This is a genomic window from Sphingomonas sp., assembly GCF_035758555.1.
In the GTDB taxonomy this organism is placed as follows: Bacteria; Pseudomonadota; Alphaproteobacteria; order Sphingomonadales; family Sphingomonadaceae; genus Sphingomonas_B.
In genome coordinates this window covers 1-18,652 of the sequence record NZ_DASTXI010000221.1, presented here as the reverse complement: position 1 = coordinate 18,652, position 18,652 = coordinate 1, and the positions used below count along the sequence as shown (strand labels likewise).

At 67.6% G+C, this 18,652-nt stretch carries 21 protein-coding genes; 10 read left to right on the top strand and 11 right to left on the bottom strand.

Annotation, left to right across the window (positions count from 1 at the left end; genetic code table 11):
- Positions 1-1,320 (bottom strand): hypothetical protein, encoded by a 1,320-nt coding sequence (locus VFT73_RS13215; protein WP_326411914.1) that lies wholly within the window; start codon positions 1,318-1,320, stop codon positions 1-3.
- A gap of 68 nt (positions 1,321-1,388) precedes the next feature.
- On the opposite strand from VFT73_RS13215, the gene gatB reads away from it, so the two are divergent.
- Entirely contained in the window at positions 1,389-2,876 is a 1,488-nt protein-coding gene (gatB, locus tag VFT73_RS13210; protein ID WP_326411911.1) for an Asp-tRNA(Asn)/Glu-tRNA(Gln) amidotransferase subunit GatB, read from the top strand.
- Positions 2,877-2,883: 7 nt separating this feature from the next.
- On the opposite strand, the gene VFT73_RS13205 is transcribed toward gatB, so the two are convergent.
- The 5 genes from VFT73_RS13205 to VFT73_RS13185 all read right to left on the bottom strand — a co-directional run bounded on the left by VFT73_RS13205 (position 2,884) and on the right by VFT73_RS13185 (position 6,812).
- Positions 2,884-3,183 carry a type II toxin-antitoxin system RelE/ParE family toxin gene (locus tag VFT73_RS13205; RefSeq protein ID WP_326411908.1) on the bottom strand — a complete coding sequence of 100 codons (300 nt, stop codon included), beginning with the start codon at positions 3,181-3,183 and terminating at the stop codon, positions 2,884-2,886.
- The gene (locus VFT73_RS13200) at positions 3,180-3,449 is read right to left on the bottom strand and encodes a type II toxin-antitoxin system ParD family antitoxin (protein ID WP_326411906.1); all 270 of its coding nucleotides are present in this window, start codon (positions 3,447-3,449) and stop codon (positions 3,180-3,182) included. The genes VFT73_RS13205 and VFT73_RS13200 overlap by 4 nt, the downstream gene beginning before the upstream one ends.
- A gap of 45 nt (positions 3,450-3,494) precedes the next feature.
- Entirely contained in the window at positions 3,495-4,502 is a 1,008-nt protein-coding gene (locus tag VFT73_RS13195; RefSeq protein ID WP_326411903.1) for an ATP-dependent DNA ligase, read from the bottom strand.
- Positions 4,503-4,663: 161 nt separating this feature from the next.
- On the bottom strand, positions 4,664-5,629 hold the full coding sequence (gene glpX, locus VFT73_RS13190) for a class II fructose-bisphosphatase (protein ID WP_326411901.1): 966 nt from the start codon (positions 5,627-5,629) through the stop codon (positions 4,664-4,666).
- 46 nt (positions 5,630-5,675) lie between these two features.
- Positions 5,676-6,812: an FAD-binding oxidoreductase gene (locus VFT73_RS13185; RefSeq protein WP_326411898.1), complete on the bottom strand. Its 1,137-nt coding sequence runs from the start codon at positions 6,810-6,812 to the stop codon at positions 5,676-5,678.
- A gap of 117 nt (positions 6,813-6,929) precedes the next feature.
- On the opposite strand from VFT73_RS13185, the gene VFT73_RS13180 reads away from it, so the two are divergent.
- A complete protein-coding gene (locus VFT73_RS13180) occupies positions 6,930-8,603 on the top strand; it encodes a D-aminoacylase (protein ID WP_326411895.1) in 1,674 nt (557 codons plus the stop codon).
- On the opposite strand, the gene VFT73_RS13175 is transcribed toward VFT73_RS13180, so the two are convergent.
- Positions 8,600-9,280: a winged helix-turn-helix domain-containing protein gene (locus VFT73_RS13175; RefSeq protein WP_326411891.1), complete on the bottom strand. Its 681-nt coding sequence runs from the start codon at positions 9,278-9,280 to the stop codon at positions 8,600-8,602. The two genes, VFT73_RS13180 and VFT73_RS13175, sit on opposite strands and share 4 nt — an antisense overlap.
- 96 nt (positions 9,281-9,376) lie before the next feature.
- Here VFT73_RS13175 and VFT73_RS13170 point away from each other — a divergent pair, with 96 nt between their 5' ends.
- The 5 genes from VFT73_RS13170 (at position 9,377) to VFT73_RS13150 (ending at position 12,734) form a co-directional block, all read left to right on the top strand.
- Positions 9,377-9,691: an NIPSNAP family protein gene (locus VFT73_RS13170; protein WP_326411888.1), complete on the top strand. Its 315-nt coding sequence runs from the start codon at positions 9,377-9,379 to the stop codon at positions 9,689-9,691.
- Positions 9,682-10,026: an antibiotic biosynthesis monooxygenase gene (locus VFT73_RS13165; protein WP_326411885.1), complete on the top strand. Its 345-nt coding sequence runs from the start codon at positions 9,682-9,684 to the stop codon at positions 10,024-10,026. The genes VFT73_RS13170 and VFT73_RS13165 overlap by 10 nt, the downstream gene beginning before the upstream one ends.
- Before the next feature lie 70 nt (positions 10,027-10,096).
- Positions 10,097-10,747: a hypothetical protein gene (locus tag VFT73_RS13160; RefSeq protein WP_326411882.1), complete on the top strand. Its 651-nt coding sequence runs from the start codon at positions 10,097-10,099 to the stop codon at positions 10,745-10,747.
- A gap of 108 nt (positions 10,748-10,855) precedes the next feature.
- The gene (locus tag VFT73_RS13155) at positions 10,856-12,169 is read left to right on the top strand and encodes an APC family permease (RefSeq protein ID WP_326411879.1); all 1,314 of its coding nucleotides are present in this window, start codon (positions 10,856-10,858) and stop codon (positions 12,167-12,169) included.
- Between the two features lie 229 nt (positions 12,170-12,398).
- Positions 12,399-12,734, top strand: a complete 336-nt coding sequence (locus tag VFT73_RS13150) for a UrcA family protein (protein WP_326411876.1) — start codon at positions 12,399-12,401, stop codon at positions 12,732-12,734.
- A gap of 243 nt (positions 12,735-12,977) precedes the next feature.
- Here VFT73_RS13150 and VFT73_RS13145 read toward each other — a convergent pair whose 3' ends face one another.
- A complete protein-coding gene (locus tag VFT73_RS13145) occupies positions 12,978-13,724 on the bottom strand; it encodes a LytTR family DNA-binding domain-containing protein (RefSeq protein ID WP_326411873.1) in 747 nt (248 codons plus the stop codon).
- A complete protein-coding gene (locus VFT73_RS13140) occupies positions 13,714-14,829 on the bottom strand; it encodes a sensor histidine kinase (protein WP_326411870.1) in 1,116 nt (371 codons plus the stop codon). Before VFT73_RS13140 ends, VFT73_RS13145 begins: the two co-directional genes overlap by 11 nt.
- 151 nt (positions 14,830-14,980) lie before the next feature.
- On the opposite strand from VFT73_RS13140, the gene VFT73_RS13135 reads away from it, so the two are divergent.
- The 3 genes from VFT73_RS13135 to VFT73_RS13125 all read left to right on the top strand — a co-directional run bounded on the left by VFT73_RS13135 (position 14,981) and on the right by VFT73_RS13125 (position 16,577).
- Positions 14,981-15,229, top strand: coding sequence for a hypothetical protein (locus VFT73_RS13135; protein WP_157026152.1), 249 nt, complete (start codon positions 14,981-14,983; stop codon positions 15,227-15,229).
- Between the two features lie 168 nt (positions 15,230-15,397).
- A complete protein-coding gene (locus VFT73_RS13130) occupies positions 15,398-15,949 on the top strand; it encodes a hypothetical protein (protein WP_326411862.1) in 552 nt (183 codons plus the stop codon).
- Positions 15,950-16,097: 148 nt separating this feature from the next.
- Positions 16,098-16,577 (top strand): hypothetical protein, encoded by a 480-nt coding sequence (locus VFT73_RS13125; protein ID WP_326411859.1) that lies wholly within the window; start codon positions 16,098-16,100, stop codon positions 16,575-16,577.
- 94 nt (positions 16,578-16,671) lie between these two features.
- On the opposite strand, the gene VFT73_RS13120 is transcribed toward VFT73_RS13125, so the two are convergent.
- Both VFT73_RS13120 and VFT73_RS13115 read right to left on the bottom strand, forming a co-directional pair.
- Positions 16,672-17,853: a mechanosensitive ion channel family protein gene (locus VFT73_RS13120; RefSeq protein ID WP_414712827.1), complete on the bottom strand. Its 1,182-nt coding sequence runs from the start codon at positions 17,851-17,853 to the stop codon at positions 16,672-16,674.
- A gap of 16 nt (positions 17,854-17,869) precedes the next feature.
- Positions 17,870-18,652 (bottom strand): DNA topoisomerase IB (locus tag VFT73_RS13115; RefSeq protein ID WP_326411853.1); only part of this gene is annotated, 783 nt, incomplete at its 5' end.

Genomic DNA, 18,652 nt, shown 5'->3' with positions numbered 1-18,652 from the left:
TCAGCCCGCCGGCCGCGCGCGGGCCCGGCTGAGCATCCGGGCCAGGATCCACACCAGCAGGATCGTCGCGCAGAACATCATCGGCGCGAAGATCAGGTAGCGATAGCGCAGGATCGGCTGCACGATCACGTACGGCAGCGCCGGCGCCAGCACGAATATCGCGAGATAGAGCGCGCGGCTGCCATAGATTTTCGGCAGCAGCAGCGCGCCGAGCAGGCCGAGGATGCTTAGCCCCCAGACCAGCGCCTGCCTGAGTCCGACCGCCTGCGCGCCTTCGGTGTAGATGTTCCACTGCCAGGCGGGCGGGAAATAGAATTCGCGCAGATGGTGCAGGCTCAGCGCCGCGAACTGGCCCGGATTCCCGGCGATCCACGCCTTGGCCTGCTTCCCGAGCGCATCGGCATAGGCGATTTCGCCGCCGGCGCGCATCATCGTCTGGAAGGCGGCTTCGCTTTCCAGCGGGTGGATCGTGCGCAGCCGATTTAGGAAGCGCGCATGCTCGTCCTGTCCGGTGGTCGCGGCGGGACTGTTCGCCAGCGACAGCTCCAGCCCCAGATTGCTGCGCAGCGGGATGAAGCGGTCGAACACGACTGCGTTGCGGACGGTCCAGGGTGTCAGCACCGCGATCAGGCAGAGCGCGGCGATGCCGATCGCGGCCAGCCAACGCCGCACCGGGAACCGCCGAAGCAGCAACAACCCCATCGCGCCATAGACGGCGAGACCGATCGCCTGGTTGACGAAAAAGGTCAGCGCGCAGGCGATCGCAAGGCCGGTAAAGCCTTTCCATGTCGGCGCAGCGGCGCGGTCCAGCCTGAGCGCGATCAGCAGGCACAGGGCGGCGCTCGCCGCGGCAAGCGCGCCCTCCCAGGCACGGAACGCGACCACTTCCAGGCCGAAATTCATCGGCAGCAGGCAAAACATCGCCAGCGCGACCAGGGCGGCCCAGCGCGGCGCGCCGACCTCACGCACGACGCGGTACCAGAGATAGCCGGATGCGAGGCTGAGGCCGATGCTCAGTGCTGCCAACACCAGCTCCGCGGCGCCGGTCCGGACGCCGAACAGTGTATAGACGCCGCCTGCGACCAGCGTCATCGACGGCGTGAAATGCGCGCTGAGGCCACTGCCGCGCGCGAATGTGTCCGCGAAGGTCCCGTCGCGCGCGATCGAGATGGCGACGTTCGCCGCCTCGCCGACCGCATAGTCGAAGCCGTGCTTCCAGCCCCAGAGGCACCGGATCAGCAGGCCGAGGACAAGCAGGATCGCCACAGCGTGCCGGAGAAGGAAATCCCGCAGCTCGCCTGTCCGTGAATCTGCCGCCATTCGGATGCTCCCCCTCGCGCTGTTTCGCGGACTTGCTTGATCGGGTCCGCTCGCGCAAGAGGCGGACCATGAGCACTGCAACCGCTTCAGCGGGATACCGCATCCAGGGCGCGACCGGCGAATGGGAGGTCGTGATCGGCCTCGAGGTCCATGCCCAGATCACTGCGTCGAAGGCCAAGCTGTTTTCCGGCGCCGCAACCGCGTTCGGGGCGGAGCCCAATGCGCAGGTGTCGCTGATCGATGCCGCAATGCCCGGCATGCTGCCGGTGCCGAACCGCGAATGCATCCGCCAGGCGGTGCGCACCGGCATGGCGCTCGATGCCGAGATCAACCGCTGGTCGCGGTTCGACCGCAAGAATTATTTCTACGCCGATCTGCCGCAGGGCTATCAGATTTCGCAGCTCTACCACCCGCTCGTCGGCGAAGGCGCGGTCACGATCGAGCCGGAGGAGGGCCAGGAAAAGACGATCGGGATCGAACGCATCCATGTCGAGCAGGATGCCGGCAAGCTGATGCACGACCAGCATCCGACGCGCTCCTATGTCGACCTGAACCGCTCGGGCGTCGCGCTGATGGAGATCGTGTCGCGGCCCGACATGCGCTCGCCCGCCGATGCGGGTGCCTATCTGCGCAAGCTCCGCTCGATCCTGCGCTATGTGGGCAGTTGCGACGGCAATATGGAAGAAGGCTCGATGCGCGCCGACGTCAACGTGTCGGTGAGGAAGCCCGGCGACGAATTCGGCACGCGCACCGAGACCAAGAACGTCAACTCGGTCCGCTTCGTGATGGCTGCGATCGAATATGAGGCGAACCGGCAGGTCGACGTGCTGGAGAGAGGTGGCCGCATCGTCCAGGAAACGCGGCTGTTCGATCCGGACAAGGGCGAGACGCGGTCGATGCGCTCGAAGGAAGACGCGCACGATTACCGCTATTTCCCGGACCCCGACCTGTTGCCGTTGGAGCTGGACGACGCCTTCATCGCCGAATGCCGCGCCAGCCTGCCCGAGCTGCCGGACGCCAAGCGCCGCCGCTACGAGGCTGAGCTCGGCATCAGCGCTTACAACGCTGCGGTGCTGACCGCGGAGGTCGAGACGGCGCGGTGGTTCGAGGCGCTGCTCGCTGCCGGAGGCGACAAGGTCACGGCAAAGGCTGCGTCCAACTGGGTCATTTCCGACCTGTTCGGGGCGCTCAATCGCCTCGGCGTTTCGGTCGACGACAGCCCGGTCAGCCCCGAACAGGCGGCCGAGCTGCTGGCGCTGGTGGCCGATGGCACCCTGTCCGGCACGCTGGCCAAACAGGTCTTCGAGATCATGCTGGAAACCCGCGAGGACCCGGCTGCGATCGTCGAGGCGCGGGGCCTGAAGCAGACCAGCGACACCGGCGCGATCGAGGCCGAGATCGCCAAGGTGCTCGCCGCCAATGCCGACAAGGTCGAGCAGTACAAGGGCGGCAAACAGGCCCTGTTCGGCTTCTTCGTCGGCCAGACGATGAAAGCAATGGGCGGCAAGGCCAACCCTCAGGTGGTCAACGAGTTGCTGAAGAAAGCGCTCGGCTGATCGGCCGCTATGCGCGGCCGAATTGGGCAGCGATATCGCGCGCGGTGCGGATCAGGCGGAGGACCAGAACGTGATCCGCCTCAATCCGATAGACGATGACGACGCGGCGCTCGAACGTGGTTGAGCGGAGGCCAGGCTCAAGGTGGTCGCGCGGCGTCCCGCGGCGTGGGAAGTGGCCCAATTTCATACAGGCGGAATGGATGCGCGCCAGATAGGCTTCGGCTACGGCGCGGCCGCCCCGCTCTCCAATCCAGATGCCCAGTTCGCTCAGATCGTTGCTGGCGTCCTCCGAAAAAATGACCTTCAAACGATGTCTGTCCTTTCGGCGAGCTTCGCATGAGCTCTTGCAAAAGCCTCTTCCATCGGGATCGGGGGTCGCGGGTCAGCAAGCGCTTCGGCGACTTTCTCCTTGATCAGTTCGTCGAGGGCTGCTTCCTCGCGTTCCAGCGCGCGTAGCCCCGCGCGCATCACTTCGCTGACCGATGCGTACCGGCCTTCCTCGACCAGCCGCCGCGCGAGGCCTCCCATCTTGCCAAGGGTCACGGTCACGGGCTTTTCAGCGGGAGCGGGCATTTCATCCTCCAATATGATTTTATCATAGTGGCTGCACTGCCCGGTTCAAGCAGCAACAACGGAGGCCAGCTCCGCCGGCCGCAGCTCGCGCGCGAGCTGGTCCATCCGGCATTGCTCCGGCGCCTTGTCCGGGCGCCAGCGAAGGAAGCGGGTGGCGTGGCGGAAGCGTTGGCCCGTCACCTGATCGTACTTCACTTCGGCGACCAGGTCCCACCGGAGCGGCTGCCATTCGCCGGAGCGCTCGGTCGACCAGCGGCTCGGCCCGCCGGGCGCGTCGCCGGTGAAGCCGGGCGGTGCGACCATCGCTTCCAGCTGTTTCGTCAGCGCGGCCTTGTCGCCGGGAGGGGGGCAGAAGCCGACATGGTCCAGCTTCCCGTCCTCGTCGAACAGCCCGAGCAGCAGCGATCCGACTTCCTGCTTGCCCGACGCATAGCGGAATCCGCCGACCACGCAGTCGGCCGAGCGGATCTGCTTCACCTTCAGCATCGCCCGCTCGCCGGGCTGATATTGCTCGTCCAACCGCTTCGCGACGACCCCGTCCAGCGCGCCGCCCGTACTGGCGAGCCACGCCTCCGCCTGCGCGCGGTCGGTCGTGGCCGGCGACAGCAGCAGCGACGCCGAGCTGTGCTTGGCGTGAAACCGCTCGAGCTTTTTGCGCCGCTCGGACAAGGTTTCCGCCGCCAGCATCTCGCCATCCAGCGCCAGCAGGTCGAATAGCATATATTGCGCCGGCGTCTCGGCGGAGAGCTTGCGCACCCGGCTCTCCGCCGGATGCAGCCGCAACTGCAGCGCCTCGAACGACAGGCAATCGCCGACCGGAATGATCAGCTCGCCGTCCAGGATGAAGCGATCGGCGTTCAGCGCGGCCAACATCGCGACCACCTCGGGAAAATAGCGCCCGAGCGGCTTACCAGACTTGGAGAGCAGCTGGACCTCACCGCCGTCCCGCACCGCGATGCAGCGGAAGCCGTCCCATTTGGGCTCGAACTGCCAGCCGGACCCGGCGGGCAGTTCCGAAACCAGCTTCGCTTCCATGGGCGCGAGGGCGTTCATGAAGCGGGAACGCGCGAATCCGAAAATCCTCCCCTGCAAGGGGAGGGGGACCGCTCGCGAAGCGAGTGGTGGAGGGGTGTCACCGTCCGAGATTGATTCTGAAGCGCTGACACCCCTCCGTCAGTCCTTCGGACTGCCACCTCCCCTCGAAGGGGAGCATGCTACCCCGCCTTGTGGTGCTCCGCCTTGACCCAGCGGACGGTGCCGGTGCTGGCGCGCATGACGACGCTTTCGGTGGTCATCATGCCGCCCTTGCGGCGCTTGACGCCCTCCAGCAACGAGCCGTCGGTGACGCCGGTCGCCGCGAAGATACAGTCGCCCTGCGCAAGTTCGGTCAGGTCGTAGACCTTGTTCAGGTCCTCGATGCCCCACTTCCGGGCGCGGGCGCGTTCGTCGTCGTTGCGGAACAGCAGCCGCCCCTTGAACTGGCCGCCGACGCAGCGCAGCGCCGCCGCCGCCAGCACGCCCTCCGGCGCGCCGCCCGATCCCATATAAACGTCGATCGTCGTGTCGGGATTGGTGGTCGCGATCACGCCCGCCACGTCGCCGTCCGGGATCAGCATGATGCCGCAGCCGACTTCGCGCAGCTCCGCGATTAGCTTTTCGTGGCGCGGACGGTCGAGCACGCAGGCGATGATCTCGTTCGGCTGGACGCCCTTCGCCGCCGCGATCGCACGAACGTTGTCGGCCGGGCTCTTGTCCAGATCGATCACGCCGTCCGGATAGCCGGGGCCGACGGCGATCTTTTCCATATAGACGTCGGGCGCGTTCAGCAGGCAGCCCTTCTCGGCAATGGCGAGAACCGCCAGCGCATTCGGGCCGGCCTTGGCGGTGATCGTCGTGCCCTCCAGCGGATCGAGCGCGATGTCGATCGCCGGGCCGGTGCCGGAGCCGACCTTCTCGCCGATATAGAGCATCGGCGCTTCATCGCGTTCGCCTTCGCCGATCACGACGGTCCCTTCGATGTCGAGCGTGTTCAGCGCCGCGCGCATCGCCTCCACGGCGGCGGCATCGGCTTCCTTCTCGTTACCGCGTCCGATCAGCTTCGAGGCGGCGATCGCGGCGGCTTCGGTCACGCGGACCATCTCCAACACCAGCACGCGATCGAGATTGTGGCTAGCCGTCATTGAAATCGTCACTCCCTGAAGTTGCCGAGGCGATAGGGGAGCGTGGTTACATTGTCGAGAATGGCGGCAGCCGTTCCGGCCTGATCTGCTCCGGCGTGACGCCGGTGGCAGTGATCGTCTCCGGCCAAGGCGCGCCGAGCACCAGCGCCTCGGCAATTTCGGCCATTGCCGGCGCGGTCTGCAGGCCGTAGCCGCCCTGTCCCGCGAGCCAGAAGAACCCCTCCGCGTCCGGTGCATAGCCGGCGACCGGCACGCGGTCCGCCGCAAAGGTACGTAGGCCCGCCCAGCGGTGCGTGATGCGCCGGACTTCCATCGTCGTGAACTCGCTTACCCGGTGCGCGGCGACGGCCATGTCGAGCTCGTCGGGCTGCGCGTCGCACGGATCGTCGGGGTTCTCGTCGACCGGCGAGGCGAGCAGGCGCCCGGAATCTGGCATCATGTACATGTAATCGACAGCAGTCTTTACGAACGGCCACTCATGCACATCCATCTCCGCCGGCGGGTCGAAGACGATGATCGTGCGGCGGAGCGGCGTCAGGCCCAGCGGGCGAACGCCGGCCATTTCGGCAACGCGATCGGCCCAGGCACCGGCGGCGTTGACGAGAATCGGCGCTTCATAGGTGTCGCCACTCGCGGTCCGCACGCGCCACCTCGGGCCGATGGAGACGACTCGCGCGCCGTTGACGACCTCGCCGCCTGACGCGCGGATCGCGCGCGCGAACCCCTGCAGCAGCGCGTGCGGATCCAGCTTCAGCCCTTCGCGGTGCACGAACGCGGCGACGACCGCGTCCGGTGCCCAGCGGAGCGCAGGGCAATAATGTGCCGCGCCGGCTTCATCGAGCCGCTCGACCGCCTCGGCGTGGGCACGAGTGATCCGTTCCAGTTCGTCGAGCGCAGAGAGCATCGCCTGGTCGGCAATGAACAGCGCAGGCCGGACCGCCGCGAGCGTGTCGAAACCATCCGGAGGATCCTGGAAGAAGGCGCGGCTGTACGCCGTCAGCGCCCGCACCGTGCCGCCGCCGATCCCGAAATGCGAAAAGGTCACGCTGCGCCCGGAGCTGTGATAGCCGACCGCATCCTCCGCTTCGAGCAGCACGACCTTGCCATGCCGCGCCAGCCGCGCGCCCGCCGACAGCCCGGCAATGCCGCCGCCGATGATCAGGAAGTCCGCTGTCTTGGTCATGCTACTCCGTCACCCTGGGCTTGACCCGGGGTCCACCTTCTCCTCTCTTGTCTGCCCGGAACGGAAGAACAAGGTGGATTCCCGCTGCGCGGGAATGCCGGGAGGGGGCGCAGACAGATGAAGCCATTTTTCGCAGTCCTTGCCGCCGCGCTGCTGACAAGCGCGGCACCCGATCGCGCCTATGATCTCGTGATCCGCGGCGGCATTATCTACGACGGGTCGGGCGCGGCGCCCTATGTCGGGGACGTCGCGGTGAAAGGCGACCGGATCGTCGCGGTCGGCAAGGTCGACGGCAGCGGCGTGCGGGAAGTGGACGCGAAGGGGCTCGCGGTCGCGCCCGGCTTCATCAACATGCTGAGCTGGTCGACCGACTCGCTGGTGCAGGATGGGCGCAGCCAGGGCGAGATTCGGCAGGGCGTCACGCTCGAGGTGTTCGGCGAGGGCTGGTCGATGGGGCCGTTCACGCCTCGGATGAAGGCCGATTACGAGAAGCGGCAGGGCGATATCGAATATCCGGTCAGCTGGACGACGCTGGGCGAATATCTGACGTTCCTGCAGAACCGCGGCGTCTCGCCCAATGTCGCGAGCTTCGTCGGCGCGACCACGGTGCGCATCCACGAGCTCGGCGAAAAGGATGTCGATCCGACGCCCGAACAGCTCGACCGGATGCGCGCGCTGGTGCGGCAGGCGATGAACGAAGGCGCGCTGGGCGTCGGATCGTCGCTGATCTACGCGCCCGCCAATTATGCCGAGACGCCCGAGCTGATCGCGCTTGCGACCGAAAGCGCAAAGTGCGGCGGCATGTATATCAGCCATATCCGCAACGAGAGCGACGACCTGCTGGGCGCGATCGACGAGCTGATCGAGATCGCGCAAAAATCGGGCGGTCCGGCCGAAATCTATCACCTGAAGGAAGCGGGCGCGGCCAACTGGGGCAAGCTGCCGGCTGTTATCGAACGAGTGGAGGCGGCGCGAAAGGCGGGGACGCGGATCACCGCCGACATGTACACCTACACCGCCGGCGCGACCGGGCTCGATGCCGCAATGCCGCTCTGGGTGCAGGACGGCGGGCTGGAGGCGTGGATCGCGCGGCTGAAAGACCCGGCGATCCGCGCGCGGGTGATCGCGGAAATGAAGCAGGCGGGCAAAGGCTGGGAGAATCTGCGGCTTCAGACCGGCGACGACGACAAGGTGCTGCTGCTCGCCTTCAAGAACCCGGCGCTGAAGCCCTTGACCGGCAAGACGCTGGCCGAAGTCGCGAAAATGCGCGGCAAGAGCCCGGAGGAGACCGCGATCGACCTGGTGATCGAAGACGGCAGCCGCGTCGGAACCGCCTATTTCCTGATGGACGAGAAGAACGTCGCTCGGCAGACGGCAATCCCCTGGGTCGCGTTCGGGTCGGACGCGGAAAGCCAGGCGCCCGAGGGCGTGTTCCTGAAATCGGCCACCCACCCGCGCGCCTATGGCAATTTCGCGCGACTGCTCGGCAAATATGTGCGCGACGAGCAGACGACGACCCTGCAGGACGCGGTGCGGCGGCTGACCAGCTTTCCGGCGTCGAACCTTGGGATCAGGGACCGCGGATCGCTGAAGCCCGGCTATTTCGCCGACGTCGTCGTCTTCGATCCCGCCACGATCGCCGACCATGCAACCTACGATCAGTCGCAGGTCTACGCGACCGGCATGCGCGACGTGTTCGTCAATGGCGTCCAGGTGCTGAAAGACGGCGAACACACCGGCGCCACCCCGGGCCGCGCGGTCTGGGGGCCGGGCAAGGGGCGGTGCAGCTAAGGCAGCCGCACGCCGAAGCTGTCGGCGAAGGCGCGGGCACCAGTAGGCGTCACCTCCAGCGCGCGCGTGCCTTCCCTTCGCCGGACCCAGCCGCGGGCGAGGGCCGCCGCGCAGATCGCGGCGCCGGCCTGTCCGGCGAGGTGGTGGCGGCGTTCGCTCCAGTCGAGGCAAGGACGGCAGACGGGACGGCGGCTTTCCGGCACCGCGATTCCAAGCGAGCCGAGCAGCGCCGTGCCGCTGCCGGTCAGCACGGCGCCCTCGGCGGAGACGCTGAGATGGCCTGCCTCGGCTAATGCCGCAAACAATGCCACGCCGAGCTCGCCCGCCAGATGGTCGTAGCAGATGCGCGCCTTGCGCAGCGCCGGATCGCGCGGGCCGGGCCGGGGCAGGCGATCGAGCCGGTCGGCGGTCACCACCATCAGGCCCTCCAGGATCGCGCCGATTTCGCCTGAGGCGATGCGGAAATAACGGTGCCGTCCCTGCGCCTCGACCGCCAGCATTCCGGCGGCGGCGAGCTGGGCGAGATGCCCGCTCGCGGTCTGCGGAGTCACGCCCGCGGCCTGGGCGAGCTCGCCCGCGGTAAAGGCGCGGCCGTCCATCAGCGCGTACAGCATCGCCGCGCGTGCCGGGTCGCCGATCAGCGACGCCGTTTCGGCCAGTCGTGCGACCGTAGTCATCGCGCCGGCCTAGCATGGCCGCGGCGCGGACGCTTCGGGCGCGGGCGAAACATCGCCGCGCGTGGACGGCTAGGCACCGGGCGAGGAGGAAAGCCCATGATCGCCTGTTTCATCCGCTACGAGCTCGACCCGTACAAGCCCAGGGAGTTCGAGCATTACGCCCGCGCCTGGGACCGTCTGATTCCCGAATGCGGCGCGGACCTGATCGGCTATTTCGCGCCGCACGAGGGGTCGGCCACGGTGGGCTATGGCGTCTACACGATCGACGACCTCGCCGCCTACGAAGCCTATCGCGAGCGGCTGCGGAACCATCCCGCGGCGGCCGAGAATTTCGCCTTCGCCAGGGCGGAGCAGTTCATCCGGCGCGAGGATCGGCTGTTCCTGCGCCCGGTCGCGGGCCCATGCGCATGATCGCGGTGATCTTCGAAGGCTGGACCGATCCGGACCATTGCGCCGAATATCTGGACCTTGCCGCACAGCTCCGGCCGCTGCTGGACGGCGTGCCGGGCTTTATTTCGGTCGAACGGTTCCGCAGCCTGGCCGACCCGGAGAAATTGCTGTCGCTGTCGTTCTGGGAGGACGAGGCGGCGATCGCGGCGTGGCGCACCATGCCCGAACACCGCGCTGCCCAGGCGCGCGGCCGCGCCGGTGTGTTCCGCGACTACCGCATTCGAATCGCGGCGGTTTCACGCGATTACACGCTCGCCGATCGTGTCGCGGCGCCGGCCGACAGCCGCGCTGGCTGACCCGAATCAGGAACCGCCGCTTGCGCCTGCACGTTCTGCGGCCCGGCTTTAACAAGTCGGGAGTAGAGTAATGCGACGCATTCAGAATCTGGCGCGGGGGATTGCCCTTTCGGGGTTGCTGATTGCGGCAGCCACGCCGGCCCTCGCTGGTGAAAAGGACCGGGCGCGGCAATCGATCGCCGAAGCCGATGCGAAGATCAGCGCGGCGCTGCAGGCCGGCGTCGCCGGCCAGTCGACGACCTTGTCGACCGAGGCGCAGGCTTCCCTGCGCGAAGCGCGCGAGCAGCTTGGCCGCGGCCACGAGCGGCAGGCGATCAACGCGGCGCTGAAGGCATCCGAGCTGGCCGACCGCGCGATGGCGGAATCGCAAAAGGCCGAGCAGGCCGCCGATGCCGCCACCCAGGTCCAGACCCAGGCGGCGATCGACGCCGCCCGCGATCAGGCCGCAGCTGCGAACGCCCGTGCCGATGCGGCCGTGGATGCCGCGCAGCAGGCCGCGGCTGCCGCCGACGCCGCGCGCGCCCAGGCTGCTGCCGCTGCCGCGCGGCCGCCGGCGCAGACCACGGTGACGACCTCGACCGAGACTGCCGGCACCACGGTCACCTCCGGCTCCGGCACGGTCCGCAAGGCGCCGGTGCGCAAGCGCCGCACGACCACGACGCGGACGGTCAAGACGACGCCGAAGGTGAAGACCACCACGACCGTTACCGAACACCATTGATCCGGATAACATGAGGGCGTGGCCGCAACCCGGCCGCGCCCTTTTTCGTGCCCGCTTGCCATCGCGCGCAAAAGCCTGAAAGCTGGTGAAAACGAGAGGGGGTACGGCTTGGCGACGCAGATCAAGGCAGAAGCGGTCCACCGCGACGCGGGGCTGGTCCGCGAGATCGGCGTCTGGAGCTTCGCCGCGACGATCATCAACGTGGTCGTCGGCGGCGGCATCTTCGCGGCGCCGGCGGCGCTCGCCGGGTCGGTCGGCGCATGGGCGCCTTTCGCGCTGCTCGCCTGCGGGATCGCGATGGGGGCGATCGTGCTGTGCTGCGCGGAAGCCGGCAGCCGCGTGCCGTCGAGCGGCGGCACCTATGCCTATGTCGAGGCCGCGTTCGGCCCCGCGCCGGGCTTCATCGCCGGCATGATGCTGTGGCTCAGCTGCGTCCTCGCCGCGGGCGGGATCGCCGCCGCCTTCGCCGATGCGATCGTCGCGCTTTATCCGGTCGGATCGCCCGGCGTGCAGCGCGTGGTGCTGATCGTCGCGGTGATGGCGTTGGTGACCGGCATCAACCTGCGCGGCGCGCGCGAGGGCGCGCGCTTCGCCGGCATTGCAACGGTGGTGAAGCTGGTGCCGCTGCTGCTGTTCATTATCGTGGGCGCCTTCTGGGTCGATCCGGCCAATCTTAAGCCGACCGGCAGCATCGATCCGGGATCGTTCGGCGCCGCGATCATCCTGTCGATCTTCACCTTTTCGGGCATGGAAACCATGCTGAGCGCGAGCGGCGAAGTGTCGCGGCCCGAACGCACGGTGCCGCGCGCGCTGATGCTGGCGATGGGCGGCGTGCTGCTGCTCTACATCGCGATCCAGGTGGTGGCGCAAGGGCTGCTCGGGCCGCAGCTGGCAGGATCGAAGGAGCCGCTCGCCGAGGCGCTGGGCGTCGTGCACCCCGGTCTGGTGCTGCTGATCGCGCTGGGTGCTGCGATCTCGCGCGGGGCCTGGCTCGGCAGCGACGTGCTCGGCGCGCCGCGCATACTGTTCGCCTTCGCGCGCGACGGCTTCCTGCCGGCAGCGCTCGGCCGCGTCAGCGAGCGCACGCAGGTGCCGACCGTCGCGATTCTGGCCCATGCCGCGATCGGCACTGCCCTGGCGCTGATCGGCGAGTTCGACTGGCTGGTGCTGCTTTCCGCCCTCGCGACCGCGCCCATCTATATCGGCGCGTGCCTGGCAGCGGTGAAGCTGCGGCGCGAGAATGTGCAACTGCTGGGCCCTGCCTTTCGCGTGCCGGGGCTCAAAGTGGCCGCGACGGTCGGGGTGCTCAGCATGGTGGCACTGATCGCGCTGGGCCAGCCGAACGAGATCATCGGCCTGTTCGCAGCGATCGGAATCAGCGCGATTCTCTACTTCGCCCGCCGGTCCGCCGGTCCGCGCTGATCCGTCCGGCCCGACGTTCGTCGAGGCCCGTTCTCCATTCGTCGGTTCGCGGAGTCCTTCGCAGAACCCAGGTCCTTGCCGGTCGAAGCGAAGCTGCATGGGCAGGGGCACCGGCGTAACCCAAGAGTGCGCGGCGGGGCGGTCGAGCTCCCCGGCCCCAACCGGCCCGCCGCCAAATGGCTCCGCCCCCTTCGGAGCCGCCCCGACGCACTCGAAGGAAGGACACGCCATGTTTACCCGTCATGTTGCCAAGGCCCTGTTGGCCTCCGTCACTGCCGGCCTCGTCACGTTCGCGGTCAGTCCGGCCCAGGCCGAACTGAACGCGCCGCGCTCGGTGCTGGTGCGCTACAGCGATCTGGACCTGAAGTCCGACGCCGGCCGCGCCACGCTCGACAAGCGGATCGCGTTTGCCGCCGGCACTGTCTGCGGTCCGGCCGACGGACTGTCGTACAGCTCGCGCCGCAGCGTTGCCGCTTGCGAAGAGCGGGCGATCGCGAATGCCAGCCGCGGCCTGGTCGAGGTGTTCGCCAGCGCCCAGGGCGAAATCCGCGTCGCCGCAAACTGAGCAATCGTTTCCCCCGGTCCGGTGCTTCCCCATTGACCCGGACCGCAACGGAGCCCCGGCCCGAAAGGGCCGGGGTTTTCTTGTTCCTCCCCTCGGCGAGGCCGAGGGGAGGGGGACCGCGCGCCAGCGCGTGGTGGAGGGGCTGAGCGTGCAGCGCGAAGTAAAGACCCTCCGTTGCTCCGGGCCCCTCCACCACTCGCCTTCGGCGAGCGGTCCCCCTCCCCTGCAAAGGCAGGGGAGGATTTAGCGTCCCGCCATTGCCTTGGCGTGGTCGAGATAGGTCCGCCCGATCCGTACTTCGTCGCCATGGCCGAGGTCCGCGGACCAGACGCCGCCGCCATCGTGCTTCAGGCCCTTGATGCGGTCGCGGCGGACGATCGTGGAGCGGTGCAGGCGGATGAATTTCTCAGGGTCGAGCCGCGCCTCCAGCGCGCTGATCGTCTGGTGCAGCAGATAGCTGCGCTGGCCGATATGGAGCCGCATATAGTCGCGCTCGGCGTCGATCCGTTCGATGTCCTCGGCCGCGATCCGGATCAGCTCGGATCGATGCGGCACCCAGAATTCTGTGACATAGGTGTGCGACGGCGCGACCGAATCGGCGCTGCCGCGGCGCTCGATCACGCGCTCCAGCGCGCGCGTCAGCCGCTCGGGCGACACGGGCTTCAGCAGGTAATCGACCGCGGCGACGTTGAACGCCTCGACCGCGAAGCTGTCGAACGCGGTCACGAACACGACCGCCGGCCGGTGCTTCGCCTGTCCGAGCGCGCGGGCAACGCCCATGCCGTCCAGCTCCGGCATCGAAATGTCGAGCAACAGCGCTTCCGGCTCCAGCGCTTCGGCCAGCCGCAGCGCCGAATGGCCGTCGGATGCGGTGCCGACAAGGTCGACCAGCGGCTCTCGCGCGCACAGCACCTGCAAGCGCTCGATCGCCAGCGGCTCGTCGTCGACAATCAGGGTACGAACCGGCTTGTTACTCGACTCAGCAACCATCCCTCACCTCAGGCATCGCCAGGGTCACGACGAAGCCTCCGCCTTTCGGCACGTGAGTCACCAGCCCCGCCTTGCTCCCGAAGCGTGCTTGGAGCCGATCGCGAACATTCGCAAGCCCGACGCCGGTGCCGTGCTCGGCCGCTTCGCCCGGTCCCTTGCCGTCGTCGGACACGGTCAGCACCAATTTGCCGCGCTCGCTGCGCGCGGAGATGGCGATGGTGACCGCGCGGTTGGCCTTGGAGACGCCGTATTTGATCGCGTTCTCGACCAGCGGCTGCAGGATCAGCCCGGGCACGCAGAGCTGCATCAGCTCCTCGGGGATGTCGATGTCGGTGTTCAGCCGGTCGGGGAAGCGCACCGCCTCGATCGCCAGATAGAGACGCTGCAGCCGCACTTCCTCCGACAGCGGCACGTCGTCCATCGGATCGCCCGACAGGCTCGTGCGGTAGAAGGTCGACAGGTTCATGATCATCGCTTCGGCCTCGCCGTTGCGGCCGGTCATGACCAGCGACGACAGCGAGTTCAGCGTGTTGAACAGGAAGTGAGGGTTGACCTGGTAGCGCAGCGCCCGGATCTCCGCCTCTTTCGCGGTCTGCTGGAATGCGGCGGCGCGCCGTTCCGCCTCGCGCGTTTCGCTGGCGTAGGAAATGGCGAGGTACAGCGCGGCCCAGGCGATCAGGAAGAAGTAGCGGGAGACGGCGACTTCGGCGACGTTCTTCGCGAGATAGGGATGCCGGATCATCTCGCGCAGCATCTCGGGATCGCGGTAGATGACTTCCGGCTTGTAGGCGTTGAAGAAATAATAATTCGCCAGGCCGATGCCGATCGCGCAGGGGATCGCGGCGATGAATGCGACCGCGATCCGCTCGCCGAAGGAGCGCTCGTCGACGCGGCGCAGGATCGCATACAGCAGGAACGTGATCGCGATGCCCGCGACGGTCACTCCGACGCGGCGCTGGACCAGCTCGAACTGGTTGTCCCATCCCACGATCAGCGACTGGGTCGTCGCGATGATCACGTAGAACAGCCAGAAGCCGAGGATCGAATAGGTGGCGACCTCGAGCGCGACGCGGCTGCGACGGCGATCGCCGGTGTCTTCCATCATTTTGCCCGTCCTAACGCTCCACAGGCTGGAAGGCGACCGGGTCTCGCGCCCCCGGTCGAACCGCAGGGCGGGTTCATCGAACGGCAGCAGGAAACCGACGTCGGGCTCGTTCGTTACGGGTGCGTCAGAAGACATGACGTGGAGTGATCCCATGGCCGACACCGGAACTCAAGATACGCCGCGCGACCCGCGCCAGGATGCCGGCCGCGATCCCTCGATCGAGAAAAGGCTGAAGCGCGACCCGTTCGACGCCGATGCCAAGGTCGATGCCGGCTCGGACGAATCGATGGACGCGTCCGATCCGCCCGCGGCCGCTGCTCCCGGCAGCCAGGACCCGGCGCCTTCGTCGGGCTATGACGAGGAAGCCGAAGCCGAGGCGGAGCGCGCCAACAGCCAGTAACGCCGGTTATCCACGGCTTTGATGCGGCGGCGGCGGCGTTCGTCGCAACCTATGTTGCTTTGCAACACCCTTTCTGATTCGATCTTTCGCGGGGACCGCGTGCGGTTAACGGGCCGGAAAGCACCGTGGGCGCATAAGGTTAACGGCAAAAGGTCGGAGTACGAAGTGATGGCGAGCAAGGTCGGACCCGCCGCTGGCGCGATGGCCCTGGTGGAAATGAAGGAGTTTGCGAGCTTTCCCGCGGGGACGCAGCGCTACATCCGCCGCTCGCTCGATATCGGGCTGGAGCGCGAGGACGCGATCAAGATCTGGTCGCGCGACATGGTCGAGGCGGCCAGCATCAAGGCGCAGACGAAGATGTACGAGCGGCTGGACGAGATCCGCGCGCTGGTGCCCGACGACAGCGGGCTCGACGCGATCGAGCCGTTCATGACGCCGCTGGTGACGCTCAGCGCCTTCGACCTCGGCCAGGACCGGCTGGCCAGCTTTTCGGCCTATCGCTTTCTCTACGAGCGGCTGATCGGCCCCGGCGTGCGGCCGTGGCTGCCGAGCTCTTTCTGCGCGGCCGCCGCCCTCCCGCACCTGCATCCGGAAAAGCGCCGCAAGCTGCTGCAGTCGATCAGCGAAGCCGCGGCGACCGCGCCCGGCTGGTCGAGCCGCTCGCCGGCTTTCTACCCGCAATGGGTGGACAAGGTGGACACCAGCGCGCTGCCGCACTGATTCGTCGCAGCTTCGGCGGCTTTGGTCGCCTTGCCTCCCGAAGCTGCGGCTTCGTCGAACGTTCCGTTTCCTCGCATGTGGCTTCTGTCACAGCGCGCCTCCGACGGCCTGCCTAGTGCGGGCCGCAGGAGTTCAAACGGAGACGTTCATGCTGTTCCATTTGTCGATCGAAGCCGATGATCCCCAGCGCGTGGCCGAAGTGCTCGCGGAAATCTGGGGCGGCACTGCGCTGCCGTTCCCGCCGGTCGGCGTCGGCTCGTGGATGGCCTTTTCGGGCGCCGACAACGGCACGATGATCGAAATCTATCCGCGCGGCACCACGCTGACCGAAACCGCCGCCGACGCGGTCGGCACGATCGGCGAGCAGCGCCGCCACAGCGGCATCCATTTCGCGATGTCGACCGAGCTGCCGCTCGAACAGGTTCTCGAGATCGCGGCGCGCGAGGGCTGGAGCGCCAAATACTGCCGGCGCGGCGGCAAATTCGGCCTGATCGAGATCTGGATCGACGGCTGTCAGATGATCGAGGTGCTGACGCCCGAGATGCAGCGCGAATATCTGGATTTCGTGACCGTCGAGAATTGGTCGCGGATGCTGGCGGCGGGCGCGCCGCAGCCGCTCGCGGCCTGAGAGCTTCCTCGCGTCGTGCCGGTCCTCCCCGGCCGGCATCCGCCTCCTCTCTCTCCCCAACCCGCAGGAGGCGGTCCCGGGTTCTGAAGCCCTTTCAGGATTCGGGCGGCGCGAGGGGGATGGGTTCGGCGCCTGGCACGCCGGCGACTTTCTGCACCTCCGGATACGGCATGATCAGCCGCCCGTCGGGCGCGGCGGTGAAGGTCGTCTGGGTCGGATAGGCGAGGTCGATCTTCTCTTCGTTGAAGCGCTTCAGGATCGCCATGCCGATCGCGTGGCGGGCCGCGTAGAAGACTTCATAGTCGGCGCTCATCACGTCGAATTCGACTTCGAAGTCGAGCGTGCTGGCGCCGAAATTGACGAATCCCGCGCGTACGAAATGCTGGCCCTCGCCCTCGACGATCTCGCGGAGCATGGTGATCAGGGCGGCGGCGCGGCCGGGGTCGAACTGATAGACGACGCCCAGCGCGAATTTGCCGCGCCGATAGTCGAGCCGCGTGTTGTTGCGGATTTCCTTGTCGAGCAGGTTCTTGTTGGAGATGATCCGCTGCTCGCCGGTCGCCGCCCGCAGGCGAGTGGATTTGAGGCCGATCGCCTCCACCGTCGCGCCGGTCTGGTCGTAGGCGATCGAATCGCCGCGGCGGAACGGCCGGTCGAACAGGATCGAAAGCGCCGCAAACAGGTCGGCGAAAATGCCCTGCGCGGCGAGGCCGATGGCGATGCCGCCGATGCCGAGACCCGCGACCAGGCCGGTCACGTTGACCCCCAGATTGTCGAGGATGACGATCGCCGCGATCGCGAACAGGGCGATCGTCACCAACAGGCGGATGATGCCGATCGCGCTGCCCAGCGCCTCGTGCTCGCCGGCGACCGTGCGGTGCTCGATGAAGCCCAGGATGATCTCCCGCACCCAGATCGCGACCTGGATCACGCTGGCGATCACGAAGATGAAGTCGATCGTCTGCTTGAACAGCTCGGGCGGCTGGGCATAGCCGTCGACCAGCTTGGCGGCGAGCGCGAGGATGAAGATGCTGCCGGTCCGGTCGAGCGCGCGGCCGAAGATCGTCGCCCAACCGTTGCCGGAGCGGTCGCGCCGGCACAATCTGGCGCCCAGGCTGCGCACCGCCTGCAGCACGACGACGATCAGCGCGGCCGCGGCGACGCCGATCAGGATCTGCAGAAAATGCTCGTGCAGCCACTGCGTGGTATCGCTGGAAAGCTGGTTCAGCTGCCGGCGGGCCGCGTCGAAGGCGCCGGTGGGACGTTGGATAGCGATCGGTCTGTCTCCTTGCTCAGGCGGCGCGCGCGCCCGCGCCAGCCTCGTCGAGCTGGTCCAGAAATGCAATCAGACCGCGCTCGTAACGGTCGAGATAGCGGGTCGACCGCGGCAGCTTCATCTCCGCGTCCCAATGCGCGCCCGATTTGGCGAGCTCGATCAGCGCCGGGTGCACATAGGATTTGCGCGCGATCGCCGGCGTGTTGCCGAGCTCGTCGGAGACGGCCGCCAGCATCTGCTTCAGGCTGATATCGCCCCTTGCGTCGAACAGCTCGCGGAACGCGACGACGGAGGCGCCCCAGGTCCGGAAATGCTTGGCGGTGAAATCGGCGTCCATCGCGTCCCGGATATAGGCGTTGACGTCGGTCGAGGTGACCGGATTGGCCTCGCCGTCCTCGCCGATCCAGCGGAACAGCTGCTGCCCGCGCAGATCCTGCATGCGTTTGACGAAGCGGAGCAGCGAAGCGTCGCTCAGCCGCAGCCGGCAGACCTTGCCGGACTTGGCGCGGAATTCGAGCTTCAGCGTCCGCCCCTTCACGTCGACGTGGCGCTTGCGCAGCGTCGTCGCGCCGAAGCTCTTGTTATCGTGCGCATAGGCCTCGTTGCCGATGCGGACCTTGGACAGGTCGAGCAGCCGCACCACCGCCGCGCAGGCCTTGTCCTTGCCGAGGCCGGGCCGCTTCAGATCCTTCTCGACCCGCGCGCGCAGCCGGGGGAGGGCTTCGCCGAACGCGCCGCAGCGGTCGTATTTCGCCGCTTCCTGCGCGGCGCGGAAATCGGGATGATAGCGATATTGCTT